The sequence below is a fragment of the Streptomyces sp. R-07 genome, from assembly GCF_049913175.1.
GTDB lineage: Bacteria > Actinomycetota > Actinomycetes > Streptomycetales > Streptomycetaceae > Streptomyces.
Genome location: NZ_CP183978.1, coordinates 5,515,677 through 5,536,269, shown reverse-complemented (window position 1 = coordinate 5,536,269; position 20,593 = coordinate 5,515,677). Strand labels below are relative to the sequence as shown.

Annotated in this window: 20 protein-coding genes; 9 read left to right on the top strand and 11 right to left on the bottom strand. The window is 72.1% G+C overall.

The features are described from left to right. Positions 1-27 precede the first annotated feature (27 nt). From ACN9M0_RS25600 to ACN9M0_RS25585, 4 genes are all read right to left on the bottom strand, one after another. Positions 28-1,728, bottom strand: coding sequence for an acyl-CoA mutase large subunit family protein (locus tag ACN9M0_RS25600; RefSeq protein ID WP_366036061.1), 1,701 nt, complete (start codon positions 1,726-1,728; stop codon positions 28-30). Between the two features lie 73 nt (positions 1,729-1,801). Next, entirely contained in the window at positions 1,802-2,134 is a 333-nt protein-coding gene (locus tag ACN9M0_RS25595) for a DUF3817 domain-containing protein (protein ID WP_366036062.1), read from the bottom strand. 44 nt (positions 2,135-2,178) lie between these two features. Further along, a complete protein-coding gene (locus tag ACN9M0_RS25590) occupies positions 2,179-2,688 on the bottom strand; it encodes a MarR family winged helix-turn-helix transcriptional regulator (protein ID WP_399696056.1) in 510 nt (169 codons plus the stop codon). Positions 2,689-2,697: 9 nt separating this feature from the next. After that, positions 2,698-4,014 carry an MFS transporter gene (locus ACN9M0_RS25585; RefSeq protein WP_366036064.1) on the bottom strand — a complete coding sequence of 439 codons (1,317 nt, stop codon included), beginning with the start codon at positions 4,012-4,014 and terminating at the stop codon, positions 2,698-2,700. A gap of 81 nt (positions 4,015-4,095) precedes the next feature. Here ACN9M0_RS25585 and ACN9M0_RS25580 point away from each other — a divergent pair, with 81 nt between their 5' ends. Further along, entirely contained in the window at positions 4,096-5,088 is a 993-nt protein-coding gene (locus ACN9M0_RS25580) for an ArsR/SmtB family transcription factor (protein WP_366036065.1), read from the top strand. Positions 5,089-5,119: 31 nt separating this feature from the next. On the opposite strand, the gene ACN9M0_RS25575 is transcribed toward ACN9M0_RS25580, so the two are convergent. From ACN9M0_RS25575 to ACN9M0_RS25555, 5 genes are all read right to left on the bottom strand, one after another. Then, the gene (locus ACN9M0_RS25575) at positions 5,120-5,800 is read right to left on the bottom strand and encodes a TetR/AcrR family transcriptional regulator (RefSeq protein ID WP_426404280.1); all 681 of its coding nucleotides are present in this window, start codon (positions 5,798-5,800) and stop codon (positions 5,120-5,122) included. Continuing rightward, positions 5,797-6,480 carry a DUF4166 domain-containing protein gene (locus tag ACN9M0_RS25570; protein ID WP_366036067.1) on the bottom strand — a complete coding sequence of 228 codons (684 nt, stop codon included), beginning with the start codon at positions 6,478-6,480 and terminating at the stop codon, positions 5,797-5,799. Before ACN9M0_RS25570 ends, ACN9M0_RS25575 begins: the two co-directional genes overlap by 4 nt. Then, on the bottom strand, positions 6,477-7,241 hold the full coding sequence (locus ACN9M0_RS25565; protein WP_426404279.1) for a hypothetical protein: 765 nt from the start codon (positions 7,239-7,241) through the stop codon (positions 6,477-6,479). Before ACN9M0_RS25565 ends, ACN9M0_RS25570 begins: the two co-directional genes overlap by 4 nt. 156 nt (positions 7,242-7,397) lie before the next feature. Next, the gene (locus tag ACN9M0_RS25560) at positions 7,398-7,691 is read right to left on the bottom strand and encodes an MTH1187 family thiamine-binding protein (RefSeq protein ID WP_043219759.1); all 294 of its coding nucleotides are present in this window, start codon (positions 7,689-7,691) and stop codon (positions 7,398-7,400) included. Next, positions 7,688-8,032: a DUF3817 domain-containing protein gene (locus ACN9M0_RS25555; RefSeq protein WP_366036069.1), complete on the bottom strand. Its 345-nt coding sequence runs from the start codon at positions 8,030-8,032 to the stop codon at positions 7,688-7,690. Before ACN9M0_RS25555 ends, ACN9M0_RS25560 begins: the two co-directional genes overlap by 4 nt. A gap of 107 nt (positions 8,033-8,139) precedes the next feature. Between ACN9M0_RS25555 and ACN9M0_RS25550 the strand changes: the two genes are divergently transcribed. The 4 genes from ACN9M0_RS25550 to ACN9M0_RS25535 all read left to right on the top strand — a co-directional run bounded on the left by ACN9M0_RS25550 (position 8,140) and on the right by ACN9M0_RS25535 (position 10,819). Next, positions 8,140-8,778 (top strand): AIM24 family protein, encoded by a 639-nt coding sequence (locus ACN9M0_RS25550; protein WP_041662875.1) that lies wholly within the window; start codon positions 8,140-8,142, stop codon positions 8,776-8,778. Then, on the top strand, positions 8,778-9,428 hold the full coding sequence (locus ACN9M0_RS25545) for an AIM24 family protein (RefSeq protein ID WP_366036070.1): 651 nt from the start codon (positions 8,778-8,780) through the stop codon (positions 9,426-9,428). The genes ACN9M0_RS25550 and ACN9M0_RS25545 overlap by 1 nt, the downstream gene beginning before the upstream one ends. Next, on the top strand, positions 9,425-10,210 hold the full coding sequence (locus ACN9M0_RS25540; protein WP_366036071.1) for an AIM24 family protein: 786 nt from the start codon (positions 9,425-9,427) through the stop codon (positions 10,208-10,210). The genes ACN9M0_RS25545 and ACN9M0_RS25540 overlap by 4 nt, the downstream gene beginning before the upstream one ends. A 132-nt stretch (positions 10,211-10,342) precedes the next feature. Beyond that, on the top strand, positions 10,343-10,819 hold the full coding sequence (locus ACN9M0_RS25535) for a MarR family winged helix-turn-helix transcriptional regulator (RefSeq protein WP_366036072.1): 477 nt from the start codon (positions 10,343-10,345) through the stop codon (positions 10,817-10,819). Positions 10,820-10,882: 63 nt separating this feature from the next. On the opposite strand, the gene meaB is transcribed toward ACN9M0_RS25535, so the two are convergent. Together meaB and ACN9M0_RS25525 are read right to left on the bottom strand one after the other, a co-directional pair. Continuing rightward, positions 10,883-11,839 (bottom strand): methylmalonyl Co-A mutase-associated GTPase MeaB, encoded by a 957-nt coding sequence (meaB, locus tag ACN9M0_RS25530; protein WP_366036073.1) that lies wholly within the window; start codon positions 11,837-11,839, stop codon positions 10,883-10,885. A 24-nt stretch (positions 11,840-11,863) separates the two neighbouring features. Further along, positions 11,864-13,066: an acetyl-CoA C-acetyltransferase gene (locus ACN9M0_RS25525; RefSeq protein ID WP_366036074.1), complete on the bottom strand. Its 1,203-nt coding sequence runs from the start codon at positions 13,064-13,066 to the stop codon at positions 11,864-11,866. A gap of 137 nt (positions 13,067-13,203) precedes the next feature. On the opposite strand from ACN9M0_RS25525, the gene mce reads away from it, so the two are divergent. The 4 genes from mce to ACN9M0_RS25505 all read left to right on the top strand — a co-directional run bounded on the left by mce (position 13,204) and on the right by ACN9M0_RS25505 (position 20,591). Further along, complete coding sequence (gene mce / locus ACN9M0_RS25520) at positions 13,204-13,656, top strand: methylmalonyl-CoA epimerase (RefSeq protein WP_366036076.1); 453 nt, start codon at positions 13,204-13,206, stop codon at positions 13,654-13,656. Between the two features lie 213 nt (positions 13,657-13,869). Beyond that, entirely contained in the window at positions 13,870-18,507 is a 4,638-nt protein-coding gene (scy, locus tag ACN9M0_RS25515; RefSeq protein WP_426404278.1) for a polarized growth protein Scy, read from the top strand. A gap of 114 nt (positions 18,508-18,621) precedes the next feature. Continuing rightward, positions 18,622-19,557: a cellulose-binding protein gene (locus ACN9M0_RS25510; protein ID WP_366036078.1), complete on the top strand. Its 936-nt coding sequence runs from the start codon at positions 18,622-18,624 to the stop codon at positions 19,555-19,557. Between the two features lie 65 nt (positions 19,558-19,622). Then, on the top strand, positions 19,623-20,591 hold the full coding sequence (locus tag ACN9M0_RS25505; RefSeq protein WP_366036079.1) for an ABC transporter ATP-binding protein: 969 nt from the start codon (positions 19,623-19,625) through the stop codon (positions 20,589-20,591). Positions 20,592-20,593: the final 2 nt, after the last annotated feature.

The following is a 20,593-nucleotide window of genomic DNA, read 5'->3' as shown; positions in this document are numbered from 1 at the left end:
CGTACCGCCCCTGTCGTGTGCGGGGGATCAGAAGCCCGGGGGCTCCGTGTAGACGCCCCACTCGTCGCGCAGCGCGTCGCAGATCTCGCCGAGCGTGGCCTCGGCCCGTACGGCCTCCAGCATCGGCGTGATCATGTTCGAGCCGTCGCGGGCCGCCTTCAGCATCGCGTCGATCGAGGCGCGGACCTTGGCGTCGTCACGGCGCTCCTTGCGCTCGCCGAGGACGCGGACCTGCTCCCACTCGACCTCGTGGCTGACCCGCAGGATCTCCAGGTCGCCGGTGACCGAGCCGTGGTGGACGTTGACGCCGACGACCCGCTTGTCGCCTTTCTCCAGGGAGCGCTGGTACTGGAAGGCGGACTCGGCGATCTCGCCGGTGAACCAGCCGTCCTCGATGCCGCGCAGGATGCCGGAGGTGATCGGGCCGATCGGGTGCTGCCCGTCCGGGTGGGCGCGCCGGCCGCGCTCCTTGATCTGGTCGAAGATCTTCTCGGCGTCGGCCTCGATGCGGTCGGTGAGCTGCTCGACGTACCAGGAACCGCCCAGCGGGTCCGCGACGTTGGCGACGCCGGTCTCCTCCATCAGCACCTGCTGGGTGCGGAGCGCGATCTCGGCGGCCTGCTCGCTGGGGAGCGCGAGGGTCTCGTCGAGGGCGTTGGTGTGGAGGGAGTTGGTGCCGCCGAGGACGGCGGAGAGGGCCTCGACCGCGGTCCGCACGACGTTGTTGTACGGCTGCTGGGCGGTGAGGGAGACGCCGGCGGTCTGGGTGTGGAAGCGGAGCCACTGCGCCTTGTCGGTCTTGGCGCCGTAGACCTCCTTCATCCAGCGGGCCCAGATCCGGCGGGCGGCGCGGAACTTGGCGATCTCCTCGAAGAAGTCGAGGTGCGCGTCGAAGAAGAAGGAGAGGCCGGGGGCGAAGACGTCGACGTCGAGGCCGCGGGAGAGGCCGAGTTCGACGTAGCCGAATCCGTCGGCGAGGGTGTACGCGAGCTCCTGCGCGGCCGTCGCCCCGGCCTCGCGGATGTGGTAGCCGGAGACGGAGAGCGGCTTGTACGCGGGGATGCCCTGCGCGCAGTGCTCCATCAGGTCGCCGATGAGGCGCAGGTGGGGCTCGGGCTCGAAGAGCCACTCCTTCTGCGCGATGTACTCCTTGAAGATGTCGGTCTGGAGCGTGCCGTTGAGCACGGCCGGGTCGACGCCCTGGCGCTCGGCGGCGACCAGGTACATGCAGAAGACCGGGACGGCGGGCCCGGAGATCGTCATGGAGGTGGTGACGTCGCCGAGCGGGATGTCCTTGAAGAGGACCTCCATGTCGGCGGCGGAGTCGATGGCGACACCGCAGTGGCCGACCTCGCCGAGCGAGCGGGGGTCGTCGGAGTCGCGGCCCATGAGGGTCGGCATGTCGAAGGCGACGGAGAGGCCGCCGCCTCCGGCGGCCAGGATCATCTTGTACCGCTCGTTGGTCTGCTCGGCGTTGCCGAAGCCGGCGAACTGGCGGATGGTCCAGGTCCGGCCCCGGTAGCCGGTCGGGTGGAGTCCCCGGGTGTAGGGGTACTCACCGGGCCAGCCGATGCGCTCGAACCCCTCGTAGGTGTCGCCGGGCCGGGGCCCGTAGACCGGCTCGACGGCGTCGCCGGAGAGCGTGGTGAAGTCGGCGTCCCGCTTGCGGGCCTTGTCGTAACGGGCCTGCCAGCGACGGCGGCCTTCCTCGATGGCGTCAGCGTCCATGCTTCGAATTTACTAGGACGTCCTAGTAAATGTCGATGGCAAACCCCCGCACATCAGTGCGGGGGGTGAGTGCTCAGGCCTCGACCGGCTCCGGCCGCGCGCCGCTGACCAGCGGAAGCGTCTCGGCGACGACCTTGCGCTCGACGAAGAAAGCAGCGGTCGGAATCGTGCCGGAGACCAGCACCCACAGCAGCTTGCCGAACGGCCACTTCGCCTTGGAGCCCAGGTCGAAGGCGAAGACGAGGTAGATGATGTACAGGACGCCGTGCAGCTGGGAGACCGCGAAGGTCAGGTCCTCGCCGACGCCGAAGCCGTACTTGGCGACCATGCACGCGCACAGGATGAGGAGCATGACCGCGGTCACGTATGCCATGACGCGGTAGCGGGTCAGCACGCTGGATTTCATGCCGTCGAGCGTAACGGCACGTTCCGGGCGATCTTCGCGGGGGGTCAGCCCTCGTCGAAGTCGTGCGCCGACACCCGGAGCGGGCGCAGCATCGCGAAGATCTCCCCGCACTCCTCGGCGTCGTACGCACCGAGACCGAAGTCCATCTCCATCAGGTCGCGGGTCGCGGCCTCGACCACCTCGCGGCCCTTCTCGGTGATGGAGGCGAGGGTGCCGCGCCCGTCGTTGGGGTTGGGCCGCTTGTCGACGAGACCCGACTTCACGAGGCGGTCCACCGTGTTCGTCACCGAGGTCGGGTGGACCATCAGTCGCTCGCCGATCTTGGACATCGGCAGCTCGCCCGCCTTGGAGAAGGTGAGCAGGACCAGCGCCTCGTACCGCGCGAAGGTCAGCCCGTACGGCTTGACGACCGCGTCGACCTCCGCGAGGAGGATCTGGTGGGCGCGCATGATCGAGGTGATCGCGGCCATCGAGGGGACCGGTCCCCAGCGCTTCTGCCAGAGTTCGTCGGCTCGGGCGATGGGGTCGAAGGGGAGACTGAGGGGCTTCGGCACGCGTCGACCTTACCGACTGGTCATATGCCGGTCAGCCCCGTCTCGCCTTTCGGTCGCCCGCAGCTCGGCGGCGGCGGCGCACAGGCACAGCGTGCCGAGGACGCCCGTGCCCGCGACGACCGCGTGCACCGGGGCGAACTCGGCGGCGATCCCCGCCCCCGCCATGCCGATCCCCTGGACGGTCATCATGCCCGCGGTCATCAGGGTCATGGCCCTCCCCCGCTGCTCCTCGGGGACGGCGGCGACGAACCAGGCGTCGAGGCCGAGGGTGTACGCGCCGGTGGCGCCGGCCAGGAAGAGGGCGACGGCCGCGAGGGCGACGCCGGGCTCGGGGGCGTACAGCAGGTACGGCAGGACGCTCACCAGAGCGAGCGGCAGCACGACCCGGGAGCGGGTCGCGGCGGACAGGAACGATCCGGCGAAGAGCTCGCCCGCGATGGTGCCGAAGGGCAGCGCGCACATCAGGAGGCCGAGGGCGGCGGTGGAGACGCCGATCTCGTCGGCGTACGGGGCGGCGAGCGCCTCGGGGACGACGGCGAAGAGCGGCGGCACCCAGAACATCACCATCAGGGCGCGCACCCGCCGGTTCCGCAGCACGGCCCAGGTGCCGGAGAGCCCGCTGACCGCGGCCCCGGACGCCCGGGCGGGGCGGCGGGCGGTACCGAGGCGCAGCAGCAGCGCGGAGACGAGGAACGTGGTGGTGGTGACGGCGAGGGCGCCGCGCGGCGGCACGAGGGTGAGGAGGACGCCGCCGGCGGCGAAGCCGGTGAGGAGGGCGCTCTGCGACACGATCCGGAGGAGGGAGCGGCCGAGGACGAAGAGGTCGCCCTCGCCGAGGATGTCGGCGAGGGTCGCCATGCGGGTGCCGTTGAAGACGGGCGAGACGACGGCGATGGCGCAGCGCAGGACGAGCAGGACGGCGACGGGGGTGGCCGGCACGACCATGAGCGCGACGCAGCCGGCGCACAGGAGGTCGCAGACGACGAGGATCCGGCGGGGCGGGAGCCGGTCGGTGAGGCCGGCGAGGAGGGTGCCGCCGAGGAGGTAGGGGAGGAAGCCGAGGGCGAAGGTGAGGGAGGAGAGGAGCGGGGAGCGGGTCAGGTCGTAGACGAGCACCGTGAGCGCGAGCTCGCTGACGACGACCCCGAGCAGCGAGAACAGATGCGCCACGAACACGAACCGGAACTCGCGGACGGCGAAGACGGCGCGGTAGCCGGGGGACGTGGGTGCGGCCTCGGTTCCGATGGTCGCGGGCCTGGCCTTCGACTCGGGGGCAGGGGCGGGCGCGGGCGCCGAAAGAGGCGTCCGGATGTCGTTCTCGGGCATGGGGGCAGCCTGCCGGGCGTGGGGGCCGGGCCCTAGACTTTCGGTTCCAGGCGAATGTTCAGAGCCATCCCCGGAGGGCCCGTGCCGTACCACCTGCGTTTCGGCGAGGCCGACCCGTTGCGGATCCGTTTCGCCATCTCGCCGCTCTGGGAGACGCATTCCGCGGTGCGGGTGCTCGCGCGGCCCGCGAAGCAGGGGTACCACCTGCCGTGGATGCGGCGGATCGCGGGCGCCGCGCGGGAGCTCGACCTCCGGCCGCTGCAGCTGCTCATGCCGCTGCGCGGGCACAGCCCCGACTTCCTCTACCCGCCACCCCTCGGCCCCGCCGCCGCGTTCGAGGACGAGATCGCGGCCGTACGGGAGACCGATCCGGCGCTGGTCCTGAACGACTTCGAGCGGGCGCTCGCGGAGACGCCGGGGGCGGCGGACACCGCGGAGGGCCGGCGGCTGCTCGCGGATCCCGCCGGCGCGGTGCTGCGGCTCGCGGACCTGCTCAAAGCCGCGTGGGAGGCGCTGATCGCCCCGGAGTGGCCCCGGCTGCGCGCGCTCCTGGAAGCGGACGTGGCGTACCACTCGCGGCGGCTCGCGGAGGGCGGCCTCGAACGGCTCCTGGGCGAGCTGCACCCGTCCTTCGACTGGACGGCGGAGACGGCCACGCTGCGGGTGGACTATCCCGGGGAGCACGACCGGCCGCTGGAGGGGCAGGGGCTCGTGCTGATGCCCTCGGTGTTCACCTGGCCGGATGTGGTGAGCGGCTTCGATCCGCCGTGGCAGCCGACGGTGGTCTATCCGGCCCGCGGGATCGGCGGGCTGTGGTCGGAGGCCGGGGACCGCACCCCGGAGGCGCTGGCCCGGCTGCTCGGCCCGGTGCGGGCGGACGTGCTGTGCGCCCTGGCCGAGCCGATGGGGACGACGGCGCTCGCCCATCTCCTGGGCCGGGCGCCCTCGTCCGTCTCCTCGCATCTGACGGTGCTGCGGGACGCGGGGCTGCTGACCTCGCGGCGGTACGGCCACCAGGTGCTGTACGAGCGGACCCCGCTGGGCATCGCGGTCTCGCAGCCGGAGGCGAACTGACCGCCGCGCCGGGTGCGGCCACCGGGCCCGGCTACCGGGTGCGGCCGCCCTGTCGTCGCAGCGTGTACGTGACGGCCTTCCGCGCCACCGGGTTCAGCTCCTCGATCGCGGCCATCAGGGCGCCGAGCTGCTCCAGGGCGGTGAGCGCGGCCTCCGCGCCCGCCGGGTCGACGCCTTCGTAGAGTTCGAGTCCGACGAAGGAGGCGGCGACCGCGCGGGCGAGCCCGGCGGGGTCGGTGAACTCGGCGAGCGGGGTCCCGGCGAGGACGCGCACGAGCACCTGCTCGATCTCGGCGATCCACAGGTCGAGTCCGGCCGCGGTGGCCGGGGCGAGCCGGGGGTGGGTCTGGGCGCCGGCGAGCAGCTGTCCGAGGACGGCGACATGGCCGGCGTCCCGCTCCTCGGTGTGCATCTCGCGCCCGAAGGCGAGCAGTTCGGAGAGGCTGCGGACGGAGCGGAGCCGCTCCCGGTGGCGGGCCACCCGCAGCTCGGCGCCGTGCCGGCAGGCGGCGGAGAGCAGTTCGTCGACGGAGCCGAAGTGGTAGAAGACCAGGGCCTGGTTGACGCCGGCGGTGGTCGCGATCGCGCGCGCGGAGGCCTTGGCGATGCCCTGCTCGACGAGGGTGCGCAGGGCGCCGTCGAGCAGCTTCTCCCGGGTCTCCTGACTCCGGGCGTCCTGCGCCTTCGCGCCCTGTGCGGTCCGCCCGCTCACACCCGTACCTCCTCGCGCACCGGGCGCAGCCCGGCGCGCACCCCGTGGGAGCCTACGTCGGCGTAGGTGGCGGTGAACGACCCCTGGTAGCCGAAGAGCGGCCCGAAGTGGCGGTTCACGACCCGGACGTCGATGCGGAAGCGGCCGGTGCGCTCGTCGAAGCACTCGCGCACCTCGGCCCGGCCGCCCAGGAGCTCCGGGACGCGCACGTCCAGCGGTCCTTCGCGGAAGCGGTGTTCGCCGGAGGTGATGAGGAGCGAGCCGTCGGGTTCGGCGGTGAGGTGCAGGTCGCTGGCGAGGTGCTGGTGGGTGCCGAGGTAGTCGAGGACGCAGCCGCGCTCGGGACTGTGGACCATGGTGGCGTCGAAGCGCCGAGGGCCGCCGGGCAGGGCGAAGGTGCGGACGAAGGTGACGGTCTCGCGTCCGTACGAGTCGGTGTAGGGGACGTTCTCGATGGTGAAGGGGACGTCGTGGCCGGTGCGGGGCAGCAGGATGTTCCGCAGCCCGCCGAGTGCGAGGAAGGGCTTCACGAAGGCCCGGCCGTGCCAGATGCGGTCCATGACGCCGTGTCCGACGCACAGCTCGCCGCTCGCGAGCCCGACCGAGAAGCGCCGCTGGAGCTCCGGGTGCAGGCGCTCGAACGCGGCGTCCCCCATGGCGGTGCGGAAGATCGAGGTCACGACTGCTCCAGGGCGGCGAGGAGCGGGGGCTCCGGGGTGCGGGCGGGCTCCAGGGTGGCGAGGAGCCGGGGCTCCCGGGTGCGGGCGGGCGGGGTGCGCAGACAGCGCCGGGCCGCGGGCACGCGCGACGAGGGCGGTACGAGGACGGCGGCGGCGAGCCCGAGGACGGTGAGCGGCACGGCGGCGAGCGACACGAACCCCAGCGGCAGCGAGGTCGCGGTCCACGGCACGGCCACGAGCAGGACGCGGGCGAGGAGTTCGAGCAGCCAGCGGTTGCGCGAGCGCTCGGGGGTGATGCCCCGCTCGCACCAGAGCCGCAGCCGGTCGAAGGACCAGGCCGTGGCCCAGCCCATCAGGGGCCGGAAGACGAGCCGGTCGGCGAGCCGGCCGAGGCGTCCCCAGCGCGCCCGGTAGTCGTAGCCGGTGAGGAAGCGGATGCCGTCGGGGGTCGGTACGTAGCGCCAGTAGCCGCTGCCCTCGGCGAGGAGCGAGAGCGGGTGCGGCGAGGCGAACCGGAGGGCGGAGACCCGGTCGCCGCCGGCCCGGTGGCGCTCCCCAGCGGAGACACCGGTGCCGGCGACGACCAGGAAGGGCAGCACGCGCGTGGCGTAGCGGAAGTGCTGGGGCTCGCCCTCGGCGCGCGGAAGGTATCCGATCTCCGTGAACCGCAGGTCCCACCGCTGGTGGCGGTCGGGTTCCTGCGTGCGTTCCCAGAGCGTCTCCAGGTCCGCGCGCACGCGCGTCTCGATGTAGAGACCCATGGGTGTTCCCCCAGTTCGACCAGCATTTTGAGCGACTGCTCAAAACTGCCTCGGGAGGGAAGGTAGCCGATTTTGAGCACCCGCTCAACCACAGGGAAGACAGAAGCCCCCGGTCCTGGATCAGGACCGGGGGCTTCGTCGGGCTCGCGGGCGGCGTCAGGCGCCGAGGTGGCGCTCCACCGTCTCGACCTTGGCGGTCAGGCCGTCCGTCACGCCGGGACGGATGTCGGCCTTCAGGACGACCGAGACGCGCGGCGCACGCGCCTCGACGGCGGCGACGGCGCGCTTCACGACGTCCATCACCTCGTCCCACTCGCCCTCGATCGAGGTGAACATGGCGTCGGTGCGGTTCGGGAGGCCGGACTCGCGGACGACCCGGACCGCGTCGGCGACGTACTCACCGACCTCCTCCCCGACACCCAGCGGGGTCACGGAAAAGGCGACGATCATGCCTGCACCGCGCTCTCCGCGCGGGCGCGGGAGGCGATGACCGCGTCCTCGGCCTCACGCTTCAGCTTCCGCTCGGCATAGAAGCCGCCCAGGGGCAGCACCGAGAGGACGAAGTACAGGGCGGCGGTCCCGAAGCTCCACTTGGTGCGGTTCCAGGCGTCCAGCCAGAAGAGGACGTAGAGGACGAAGAGGATCCCGTGGATCGCACCCATGACCGGCACCGCGTTGAAGTCCGTCGTCCGCTTGAGCACCGAGCAGACGAGCAGGAGCAGGAACGATACGGCTTCCGGCGCGGAGACGAGCCGGAGCCGGTGGAGGGAGGAAGCGGTCTTGATGTCCACGGAGGGGGTCACCTTCGTTCGATCTTGTGAACGGATGCACAAGGGCCCGTCCATTGTGCACGCCGACTTTGCTGTCTCTTTGACCGGGGGCCCAGTACCTTCCTCGGGTGGCAACGTTCCGACTCCAAGGCAGCAAGGTGCTCGCCGTCTCCATGACAGGCGACGCCGTCAAGGCGAAGAACGGCTCGATGGTCGCCTACGACGGCCAGATGGCGTTCAAGAAGATGAGTGGCGGTGGTGAGGGCCTGCGCGGCATGGTGACCCGCCGGCTCACGGGTGAGCAGATGGAGGTGATGGAGGTGCGCGGCCAGGGGACCTGCTGGTTCGCCGACCGGGCCTCCGAGATCAATCTCGTCTCCCTGCACGGCGACAAGCTGTGGGTGGAGGCCAGCAATCTGCTCTGCACCGACGCGGGGCTGCGCACCGGCACCACCTTCACCGGGCTGCGCGGTGGCGCGACGGGCAACGGCCTCTTCACCACGACGGTCGAGGGCACCGGCCAGGCGGCGATCATGTCGGACGGCCCGGCGGTGGTGCTGCGGGTGACCCCGCAGTACCCGCTCCAGGTCGACCCCGGCGCGTACATCGCCCACCAGGGCAACCTCCAGCAGCACTTCCAGTCCGGGGTGACCTTCCGCACCCTCATGGGCGAGGGCGGCGGCGAGGCCTTCCAGATCCGCTTCGAGGGGGACGGGCTCGTGTACGTCCAGCCGAGCGAGCGGAACACGATCGGGGGCGACGTCTGATGCCGTTCCGCGAGATCAACTCGAAGATGGTCGAGGCGACCGTCATCCCCGGGCAGCGGATGTTCAGCCAGCGCGGCGCGATGCTCGCGTACCGCGGCGACGTCAGTTTCACGCCGAACATGGCGGGCGGCCAGGGCGGCCTGATGTCGATGATCGGCCGCCGGGTGGCCGGCGAGGCGACCCCGCTGATGACCGTCGAGGGCAACGGCACGGTGATGTTCGGGCACGGCGGCCACCACATCCAGGTGATCGCACTCACGGGCGACACCCTGTACGTCGAGGCGGACCGGCTGCTCGCCTTCGACGGGACCCTGGAGCAGGGCACGATGTTCATGGGCTCGCAGGGCGGGGTCATGGGCATGGTCCGCGGCCAGGTGACCGGCCAGGGCCTCTTCACCACGACCCTGAAGGGCCACGGCTCGGTGGCGGTCATGGCGCACGGCGGTGTCATCCAGCTGCCGATCACCCCGGACCGCCCGGTGCACGTGGACCCGCAGGCGTACGTGGCGCACCACGGCGACGTGCGGAACAAGCTCTCCACCGCGCTCGGCTGGCGCGACATGGTGGGGCGCGGCTCGGGCGAGGCGTTCCAGCTGGAGCTGAGCGGCAGCGGCGCGGTGTACGTCCAGGCCTCGGAGGAGAAGCTGTGAGCACCCCTGTCATCCACGACCCGCACTCCCTGCCGTCGGACGACAACGTCAATCCGTACACCTTCTGCGTGGAGCTCAAGGGCTCCCAGTGGTTCCTGCAGAAGGGGAAGATGATCGCCTACTACGGGCGGATCGAGTTCAACGGCATCGGGCACGGGCGGCTCGACCGGCTGGTCCGGACGTCCTTCCACTCGCCGCTGCACGCGAGCGACTGGGTGGTGGCCGAGGGCAGCGGGAAGATGCTGCTCGCGGACCGGGCCTTCGACGTGAACTCGTACGACCTGGACGAGGGCAATCTGACGATCCGCTCCGGGAACCTGCTGGCCTACCAGCCGACGCTGGCGCTGAAGCAGTCGATCGTGCCGGGTTTCGTGACGCTGATCGGCACGGGCAAGTTCGTGGCCGCGTCGAACGGGCCGGTGGTCTTCATGGAGCCGCCGATGCGGGTGGACCCGCAGGCGCTGGTGGGCTGGGCGGACTGCCCCTCGCCCTGTCACCATTACGACCACGGCTACATGACGGGCGTGATGGGCGGCGTGCGCGCGCTGACGGGCATCGGCGGGACCTCGGGCGAGGAGCACCAGTTCGAGTTCGTCGGGGCGGGCACGGTGCTGCTCCAGTCGACGGAGCTGCTGATGGCGGAGCGGGCGATCGGCGGGCCGCCGGCGCAGGCGGGTGTTCCGGGCGGGCACGGGGCACCGGGTTCCGGCCAGGGACCGCTGGGCTCGGTACCGCGCCTTCCCGGCCAGCTCGGCGACCTCCAGCGTCGCTTCGGCCTGTAGCCGGTAGTCTGCGGAGTGTGACGTCCTCGAACGTCTGCGCCGGTGCCGGACCCCGGGGCGCCCGAAGCGTGGTGCCCGGCGTCACACCCCCCGACTTCGTCAAGTATTCAACTTCTTAGGTAGAATCCATATATGGAGACCGAGACGGCCACCCCCTGGCTCACCGACGGCGAGCAGTGCGCCTGGCGCACGTTCCTGGACGTCCAGAGAATGCTGACGTACCAGCTGGAGCGGGACCTCCAGCCCTTCGGCCTGACGATGAACGACTACGAGATCCTGGTGAACCTCTCGGAGTCACCGGAGCGCCGGCTGCGCATGAGCGACCTCGCCGCGGCCACCCTCCAGTCGAAGAGCCGACTCTCCCACCAGATCACCCGCATGGAGAACGCGGGCCTCGTACGCCGCGAGAACTGCGAGTCCGACCGACGCGGCCTCTACGCCGTCCTGACCGACGACGGCATGGAGACCATGCGCAAGGTCGCCCCGCACCACGTCGAGTCGGTGCGCAAGCACTTCATCGACCAGATCGGCGGCGAGGCCCTGGGCGACCTCCACGAGTCCCTGAAGCCGGTCGCCGAGCAGCTCCGCGGCCGCCGCGGCAAGCCGTGACCTGACAAAGACGCGAAGGGCCTCTCCGGTCACCGGAGAGGCCCTTCGCGTACGTACCGGGGATCAGTTTCCGGTCAGGCTCGCGACCAGCTCGTCGGAGGCCGCGTACGGATCCAGGCCGCCCGCCACGATCCGCTCGGCGAGGGCGTCCAGACGCCGGTCGCCGTGCAGGTCGCCGATGCGCTCGCGCAGGGCCGTGACCGCGATGGTCTCCACCTCGCGCGCCGCACGGGCCCGGCGGCGCTCCGCCAGGACCCCGTGCTCCTCCATCCAGGCGCGGTGCTTCTCCAGGGCCTCCACGACCTCGTCGATGCCCTCGCCGCGCGCCGCGACCGTCTTCACGATCGGCGGCCGCCAGTCGCCCGCGCCCCGCGCCTCGCCGAGGCCCAGCATGTGGTTGAGCTCGCGGGCGGTCGCGTCCGCGCCGTCCCGGTCGGCCTTGTTCACCACGTACACGTCGCCGATCTCCAGGATGCCCGCCTTCGCGGCCTGGATCCCGTCGCCCATGCCCGGTGCGAGCAGCACCACCGAGGTGTCGGCCTGGGAGGCGATCTCCACCTCCGACTGCCCGACACCGACGGTCTCCACCAGGATCACCTCGCAGCCGGCCGCGTCCAGGACGCGGATGGCCTGCGGAGCCGACCAGGCGAGACCGCCCAGATGGCCGCGAGTGGCCATGGAGCGGATGTAGACGCCCGGGTCCGAGGCGTGCTCCGACATCCGGACCCGGTCACCGAGCAGCGCCCCGCCGCTGAACGGGGAGGACGGGTCGACGGCGAGGACGCCGACCCGCTTGCCCGCCCGCCGGTACGCGGAGACCAGCGCGGACGTCGACGTGGACTTGCCCACGCCCGGCGAGCCGGTCAGGCCCACCACGTACGCGCCGCCGGTGAGCGGCGCCAGCGCCGCCATCACCTCCCGCAGCTGCGGGGACGCCCCCTCCACGAGCGAGATCAGCCGGGCCACGGCCCGCGGCCTGCCCTCTCGTGCCTGGGCGACGAGTTCGGGGACGTCCACCATCTGCGCTGCTCCTCGGGTAGGTGCTTACTTGCCGGACACGCGGACGATCAGCGCGTCGCCCTGGCCGCCACCGCCGCAGAGGGCCGCCGCGCCGATGCCGCCGCCGCGCCGCTTGAGCTCCAGGGCGAGGTGCAGGACGACACGGGCGCCGGACATGCCGATGGGGTGGCCGAGGGCGATCGCGCCGCCGTTGACGTTCACCTTCTCGGGGGTAACGCCGAGGTCCTTCATTGACTGGACGGCGACCGCGGCGAAGGCCTCGTTGATCTCGATCAGGTCGAGGTCGTCGACGGTCAGGCCCTCCTTCTTGAGGGCGTGCAGGATCGCGTTGGACGGCTGCGACTGGAGCGAGTTGTCCGGGCCCGCGACGTTGCCGTGGGCGCCGATCTCGGCGATCCACTCCAGGCCCAGCTCCTCGGCCTTGGCCTTGCTCATCACCACGACGGCGGCGGCGCCGTCGGAGATCTGCGATGAGGTGCCGGCGGTGATGGTGCCGTCCTTGGCGAAGGCGGGGCGGAGCTTGCCGAGGGACTCGGCGGTGGTCTCCGCGCGGATGCCCTCGTCCTTGGAGAAGACGACCGGCTCGCCCTTGCGCTGCGGGATCTCGACCGGGGTGATCTCGGCCTCGAAGATGCCGTTCTTCTGGGCGGCGGCGGCGCGCTGGTGCGAGAGGGCGGCGATCTCGTCCTGCTCGGGGCGCTTGATGCCCAGCCGGGTGTTGTGCTTCTCCGTGGACTCGCCCATGGCGATGTTCTCGAAGGCGTCGGTGAGACCGTCGTACGCCATGGCGTCGAGCATCTCGATGGCGCCGTACTTGAAGCCCTCGCGGGACTTCGGCAGCAGGTGCGGGGCGTTCGTCATGGACTCCTGGCCGCCGGCGACGACCACGTCGAACTCGCCGGCGCGGATCAGCTGGTCGGCGAGCGCGATGGCGTCGAGACCCGACAGACACACCTTGTTGATGGTGAGCGCGGGGACGTTCATCGGGATGCCGGCCTTGACGGCGGCCTGACGGGCGGGGATCTGCCCGGCGCCCGCCTGGAGCACCTGGCCCATGATCACGTACTGCACCTGGTCGCCGCCGATGCCGGCCCGGTCGAGGGCCGCCTTGATGGCGAAGCCGCCCAGGTCGGCGCCCGAGAAGGACTTGAGCGAGCCGAGCAGGCGACCCATGGGCGTGCGGGCGCCCGCGACGATCACTGAGGTGGTACCGGTCGTTCCAGACATGAGGCACGGCCCCTTGGGATGAGGAGTGAACGAGGGTTTACCGCCAATGTACTGAGGGGCGTCGTGTCAGGTCATCGTCCGGCCGGTGTGACGGCGCGCACGTTGCGTAACCACCTTTCCGGCGCTGCACTGGAGGCATGCTGACGCGTATCGACCACATCGGGATCGCCTGTTTCGACCTGGACAAGACTGTCGAGTTCTACCGTGCGACGTACGGTTTCGAGGTCTTCCACTCCGAGGTCAACGAGGAGCAGGGCGTCCGCGAGGCCATGCTCAAGATCAACGACACCTCTGACGGCGGGGCCTCCTACCTCCAGCTCCTCGAGCCGACCCGCGAGGACTCCGCGGTGGGCAAGTGGCTCGCCAAGAACGGCGAGGGCGTGCACCACATCGCCTTCGGCACGGCGGACGTCGACGGGGACGCGGCGGACATCCGCGGCAAGGGCGTCCGGGTCCTCTACGACGAGCCGCGGATCGGCTCCATGGGCTCCCGGATCACCTTCCTCCACCCCAAGGACTGCCACGGCGTCCTCACGGAACTGGTCACCTCGGCCAAGCCGTCCGCTGACCACTCCTCAGCGGAGCACTGACCTCCGGATTCCTGGCCCGGTAGAGTGGGCGGCTCCGGGCCGGGGCCGGTCGGGGCCGTTCCGTGCGGCACCGAAGTCGGGATGTCGGGGTCGTCCGATCTGCCACGATTCCCCGGGGGTCCGTCCTCGGCCGTGAGGGCGTGCTCTTTGGAGTTGCGACCAGGGTTGGGGTATCCCCTGCTCGAAGAGCTCGGGGAAGGATGGGACCGCGCAGTGCGGGGCTACGAACGCCAGGAGAGCCACCGAGCTGAAGACGACCATCTCGCCAGGTTCGAAGCCGAGATGGACCGGCTGAAGACCGAACGCGAGAAGGCCGTCCAGCATGCCGAGGACCTGGGCTACCAGGTCGAGGTCTTGCGCGCCAAGCTCCACGAGGCGCGCCGCACCATCGCGTCCCGGCCCGCTTACGACAGCGCCGACATCGGCTACCAGGCCGAGCAACTGCTGCGGAACGCGCAGGCCCAGGCCGAGCAGCTCCGCCAGGACGCCGAGCGCGAACTGCGCGAGGCCCGCGCCCAGACCCAGCGCATCCTCCAGGAGCACGCCGAGCACCAGGCCCGGCTCCAGGCCGAGCTGCACAACGAGGCCGTCCAGCGCCGCCAGCAGCTCGACCAGGAGCTCAACGAGCGCCGCCAGACCGTCGAGGCGCACGTCAACGAGAACGTCGCCTGGGCCGAACAGCTGCGCGCCCGCACGGAGTCCCAGGCCCGCCGGCTGCTGGAGGAGTCCCGCGCGGAGGCCGAGCAGGCGCTCGCCACCGCCCGCGCCGAGGCCACCCGGCTCACCGAGGAGACCAGCCGCCGCGTCGGCACCGAGGCCGAGGCCGCCCGTGCCGAGGCCGAAGCGATTCTGCTGCGCGCCCGCAAGGACGCCGAGCGGCTCATCGGCGCCGCCTCCAGCCAGGCTCAGGAGGCCACCAGCCACGCCGAGCAGCTCCGCTCCACCACCGCCGCCGAGACCGACCAGGCCCGCCGCCAGGCCACCGAGCTCTCCCGCGCCGCCGAGCAGCGCCTGCAGGAGGCCGAGGAGAAGCTGCGGCTCGCCCGCGCCGAGGCCGACAAGGCCCTCACCGAGGCCAAGGACTCCGCCGCCAAGCAGCTCGCCTCCGCCGAGTCGGTCAACGAGCAGCGCACCCGCACCGCCAAGACGGAGATCGCCCGGCTCGTCGGCGAGGCCACCAAGGAGGCCGAGGCGCTGAAGGCCGAGGCCGAGGAGAAGCTCCGCGAGGCGACCGCCGAGGCGGAGAAGCTCGTCACGGAAGCCTCCGAGAAGGCCGTCAGGGCCGCCGCCGAGGACTCCGCCGCCGCGCTCGCCAAGGCCGCCCGCAACGCCGAGGAGATCCTCACCAAGGCCTCCGAGGACGCACGCGAGACCACCCGCAAGGCCTCCGAGGAGGCCGAGCGGGTCCGCCGCGAGGCCGAGACCGAGGCGGACCGGCTGCGCGCCGAGGCCGGCGAGCAGGCCGACGAGCTGCTCGGCTCGGCGAAGGACGACACCAAGGAGTACCGCGCCAAGACCGTCGAGCTCCAGGAGGAGGCGCGCCGGCTGCGCGGCGAGGCCGAACAGCTGCGCGCCGAGGCCATCGACGAGGGCGAGCGGATCCGCGGCGAGGCCCGCCGCGAGGCCCTCCAGCAGATCGAGGAGGCGGCGAAGACCGCCGAGGAGCTCCTCACCAAGGCCCGTACGGACGCCGAGGAGCAGCGCACCAAGGCCGGCGCAGAGAGCGAGCGGGTCAAGTCGGAGGCGATGGAGCGCGCCCAGACGCTCCGCACCCAGGCCGAGGAGACCCTGGAGCGCACCCGCGCCGAGGCCGAGCGGCTGCGCGCCGAGGCCGAGGAGCAGGCCGAGGCGGTCAAGGACGCGGCCGAGGCGGCCGCCGCCGGGCTGCGCGCGGACGCCGAGCGGGCCGCCGAGGCGCGCCGCGCGGAGGCCGCCGAGGAGCTGACCCGGCTGCACAACGACGCCGAGGCGAAGGTCGCGGCCGCCGGCGAGGAGCTCTCCGACGCGCGGACCGAGGGCGAGCGGATCCGGCGCGAGGCCGCCGAGGAGACCGAGCGGCAGCGGACCGAGGCCGCCGAGCGGATCCGTACCCTCCAGGAACAGGCCGAGCAGGAGGCCGAGCGGCTGCGGGCCGAGGCCGCGTCGGACGCGTCCACCGCCCGTACCGAGGCCGAGTCGGCTGCCGTACGGCTCCGCAGGGAGGCGTCCGAGGAGGCCGAGCGCCTGCGGTCGGAGGCCCAGGAGACCGCCGACCGGGTGCGGGCCGAGGCCGCCGCCGCCGCCGAGCGGGTGGCCGCCGAGGCCGCCGAAGCCCTCGCCGCCGCGCAGGAGGAGGCCGTCCGGCGCCGCCGGGAGGCCGAGGAGACCCTCGAATCGGCCCGCTCCGAGGCCGGCCGGGAGCGCGAGCACGCCCGGGAGCAGTCGGAGGAGCTCCTCGCCGCCGCCCGCAAGCGCGTCGAGGACGCGCAGACCGAGGCGCAGCGCCTGGTCGAGGAGGCGGACACGCGGGCGACCGAGATGGTCACCGCGGCCGAGCAGACCGCCCAGGAGGTGCGGGACTCGGTGGCCGGGCTGCGCGAGCAGGCCGAGGAGGAGATCGCCGGGCTGCGCAGCGCCGCCGAGCACGCGGCCGAGCGGACGCGCACCGAGGCGCAGGAGGAGGCGGACCGGGTCCGCGCCGACGCGTACGAGGAGCGGGAGCGGGCGTCCGAGGACGCCGTCCGCACGCGGGCGCGTGCCCAGGAGGAGTCGGAGGCCGCGAAGGCGCTGGCGGAGCGGACGGTCACGGACGCGCTCGCCGAGGCGGAGAAGCTGCGGACGGACACCGCCGAGTACGCGCAGCGGGTACGGACGGAGGCGACGGACTCGCTCGCCTCGGCCGAGCAGGACGCGGCCCGCACCCGCGCGGACGCCCGGGAGGACGCGAACCGGATCCGTTCGGAGGCCGCCGAGCGCGCCGAGACGACGGTCGGCGAGGCACGGGCCGAGGCGGACCGGATCGGGGCCGAGGCGGAGCAGATCCTGGACGAGGCCCGCAAGGCCGCGGACAAGCGGCGTGCGGACGCGGCCGAGCAGGCCGACACCCTCATCGGCGAGGCCACGACGGAGGCCGCGCGGATCGCGGCGGAGGCCGCCGAACTGCGCGCCGCCGCCGAGCAGGTCAAGGCGGACGGCGAGGCGCACGCGGAGGCGCTGCGCGACGCGGCGCTCGCCGAGGGCGAGCAGGTCCTCGACGAGGCCCGCAAGGCCGCCGACAAGCGCCGCACGGACGCCGCCGAGCAGGCCGACACCCTCATCGGCGAGGCCACCGCCGAGGCCGAGCGGCTCACCGCCGAGGCGGTCGAGCTCATGGAGACGACCGAGCAGGAGGCCCAGCGCCTGCGGACCGAGGCCGAGCAGGTCAAGGCCGAGGGCGAGGCGCAGGCGGAGGCGCTGCGGGCCGAGGCCCGCGCCGAGGGCGAGCAGGTCCTCGACGAGGCCCGCAAGGCCGCCGACAAGCGCCGCGCGGACGCCGCCGAGCAGGCCGACACCCTCATCGGCGAGGCCACCGCCGAGGCCGAGCGGATCGCGGCCGAGGCCGCCGAACTGCGCGAGACGACCGAGCGGGACTCCCAGCGGCTGCGCGCGGAGGCCGAGCAGGTCAAGGCCGACGGCGAGGCGCACGCCCAGGCCCTGCGGAACGCCGCGCTCGCCGACGCCGACCAGATCCTGGACGAGGCCCGCAAGGCCGCCGACAAGCGCCGCGCGGACGCCGCCGAGCAGGCCGACGCCCTCGTCGGCGAGGCCACCGCCGAGGCCGAGCGGATCGTGAACGAGGCGGCCGAGCTGGCCGATTCGGTCGGCGCGGACGCCCGCGCCGAGGCGGGCCGGACCGTCGGCGCCGCCTCGGAGGAGGCCGAACGGCTGCGCGCCGAGGGCGCCGAGGCGATCGCCGAGGCCCTGCGGGACGCCGAGCGGATCCGTACCGAGTCGGAGCGGGTGAAGGCGGACGCCGAAGCCGCGGCCGAGCAGATGCGCGCGGAGGCCCGCGAGGCGGCGGACCGCACCCTCGACGAGGCCCGGGAGGCCGCGGCCCGGAAGCGTTCGGACGCCGCCGAGCAGGCCGACCAGCTCGTCGCCAAGGCCCAGGAGGAGGCGCTGCGCGCCACCACCGAGGCCGAGACGCAGGCCGACACGATGGTCGGCGCGGCCCGCAAGGAGGCCGAGCGGATCGTCGCCGAGTCGACCGTCGAGGGCAACTCGCTGGTGGAGAAGGCCCGTACGGACGCGGACGAGCTCCTGGTCGGGGCGCGCAGCGACGCGACGGCCATAAGGGAGCGGGCCGAGGAGCTGCGGGGCCGCATCGAGGGCGAGATCGAGGAACTGCACGAGCGGGCGCGCCGCGAGAGCGCCGAGCAGATGAAGACGGCGGGCGAGCGGGTCGACAACCTGGTGAAGGCCGCGACGGAGCAGCGCGCCGAGGCCGAGGAGAAGGCGAAGGAGATGCTCTCCGAGGCGAGTTCGGAGGCGAGCAAGGTCCGCATCGCCGCGGTGCGCAAGGCGGAGGCGCTCCTCAAGGAGGCCGAGCAGAAGAAGGCCTCGCTCGTCGCGGAGGCCGAGGGCATCAAGGCGGAGGCCGAGCGGATCCGGGCGGAGGCCGCGGCCGAGGCCGAGAAGACCGTCGCGGAGGGTCAGCGCGAGCTGGAGGTGCTGACGCGCCGCCGCAAGGACATCAATGCCGAGATCTCCCGTGTCCAGGACGTCCTGGAGGCGTTGGAGTCTTTCGAGACGCCGTCCGCCGGAAAGGACGGGGTCAAGGCGGGTGCGTCGTCGGGGTCCACTCGTACGGGTGGCAAGGCCCAGGACGGCTAGCCACTCAAAAGGCTGGACATTCTCCAGATCAAACGGGCATACGCTCGATGACACGCCGCTTCGGCCCCTAGGATTCCCTCTAACACCTCACCGGTCTCATTCGACAGGAAACCCATGAGCGACACATCCTCCCCCTTCGGCTTCGAGCTCGTGCGGCGCGGTTACGACCGCGGTCAGGTGGACGACCGCATTACCAAGCTCGTGTCCGACCGCGACAGCGCCCTGTCCCGCATCACCTCCCTGGAGAAGCGCATCGAGGAGCTCCACCTCGAGACGCAGAACGCCCAGGCGCAGGTCACCGACGCCGAGCCGTCGTACGCGGGGCTCGGCGCCCGGGTCGAGAAGATCCTCCGGCTGGCCGAGGAGGAGGCGAAGGACCTGCGTGAGGAGGCCCGTCGCGCCGCCGAGCAGCACCGCGAGCTGGCCGAGTCGGCCGCCCAGCAGGTGCGCAACGACGCGGAGTCGTTCGCGGCCGAGCGCAAGACGAAGGCCGAGGACGAGGGCGTCCGGATCGTCGAGAAGGCGCAGGGCGAGGCCAACTCGCTGCGCGCCGAGGCGCAGAAGGACGCGCAGTCGAAGCGCGAGGAGGCGGACGCCCTCTTCGAGGAGACCCGCGCCAAGGCCGCCCAGGCCGCCGCGGACTTCGAGACGAACCTGGCGAAGCGCCGCGAGCAGTCGGAGCGGGACCTGGCCTCGCGCCAGGCGAAGGCCGAGAAGCGCCTCGCGGAGATCGAGCACCGCGCCGAGCAGCTCCGCCTGGAGGCGGAGAAGCTGCGGACGGACGCGGAGCGCCGGGCCCGTCAGACGGTGGAGACCGCGCAGCGCCAGGCCGAGGACATCGTGGCCGACGCGAACGCCAAGGCCGACCGGATCCGTTCGGAATCGGAGCGCGAGCTCGCGGCGCTGACGAACCGCCGCGACTCGATCAACGCGCAGCTGACCAACGTCCGCGAGATGCTGGCGACGCTGACGGGTGCCGCGGTGGCGGCGGCCGGCTCCCCGATCGACGACGAGCGCGCGGCCGGCGTCCCGGCCCAGCAGTCGCGGTAACAAGTTCGACGCACCCCCCGTCATTCCGGTGGCGGGGGGTTTTGCGCGCCCGTAGGTTGGGACGCATGATCGAGCTGGAGGACCTGACCAAGCGCTACGGGACGACGACCGCGGTCGACCACCTCTCCTTCCAGGTGCGTCCTGGCGTGGTCACCGGCTTCCTCGGGCCGAACGGGGCGGGCAAGTCGACGACGATGCGGATGATGCTCGACCTGGACAACCCGACGAGCGGGACGGTCCGGATCGACGGCAAGCACTACCGGGACCTGGCCGAGCCGCTGAAGTACATCGGGGCGCTGCTCGACGCCAAGGCGATGCACGGCGGCCGCTCCGCGTACAACAACCTGCTGTGTCTGGCGCAGTCCAATCGCATCCCGGCGAGCCGGGTGGGCGAGGTGCTGGACCTGGTGGGTCTGACGGCGGTCGCGAAGAAGAAGTCGAAGGGTTTCTCCCTCGGCATGGGGCAGCGGCTCGGCATCGCGTCGGCGCTCCTCGGTGATCCCGAGATCCTGATGTTCGACGAGCCCGTCAATGGTCTGGACCCCGAGGGAATTCACTGGATCCGCAATCTGATGAAGGCCTTGGCGGCCGAGGGCCGGACGATCTTCGTTTCCAGCCACCTCATGAGTGAAATGGCGCTGACGGCCGATCATCTGATCGTGATCGGGCAGGGGAAACTGCTGGCCGACACCTCGATGGCGGATTTCATCCAGCAGAATTCCCGGAGTTATGTACGGATGCGCTCTCCGCAGCAGGAACGGCTGCGGGACGTGCTCCACACGAACGGATTCGTCGTGGTCGAGGCGGGCAACGGGACCCTTGAGGTGGACGGGGCGACGACGGAGAAGCTGGGCGAACTGGCGGCGGAGAACGGTCTGGTGCTGCACGAGCTGAGCGCGCAGCGCGCCTCCCTCGAAGAAGCGTTCATGCAGATGACGGCCGGCGTGGTGGAGTACCACGCGCACGGCACCGACGTACACGGCGGCGCCTCGGCGCCCGGCCCCCACTGGGGCACGACCTCCGAGGGAGCCTGAAC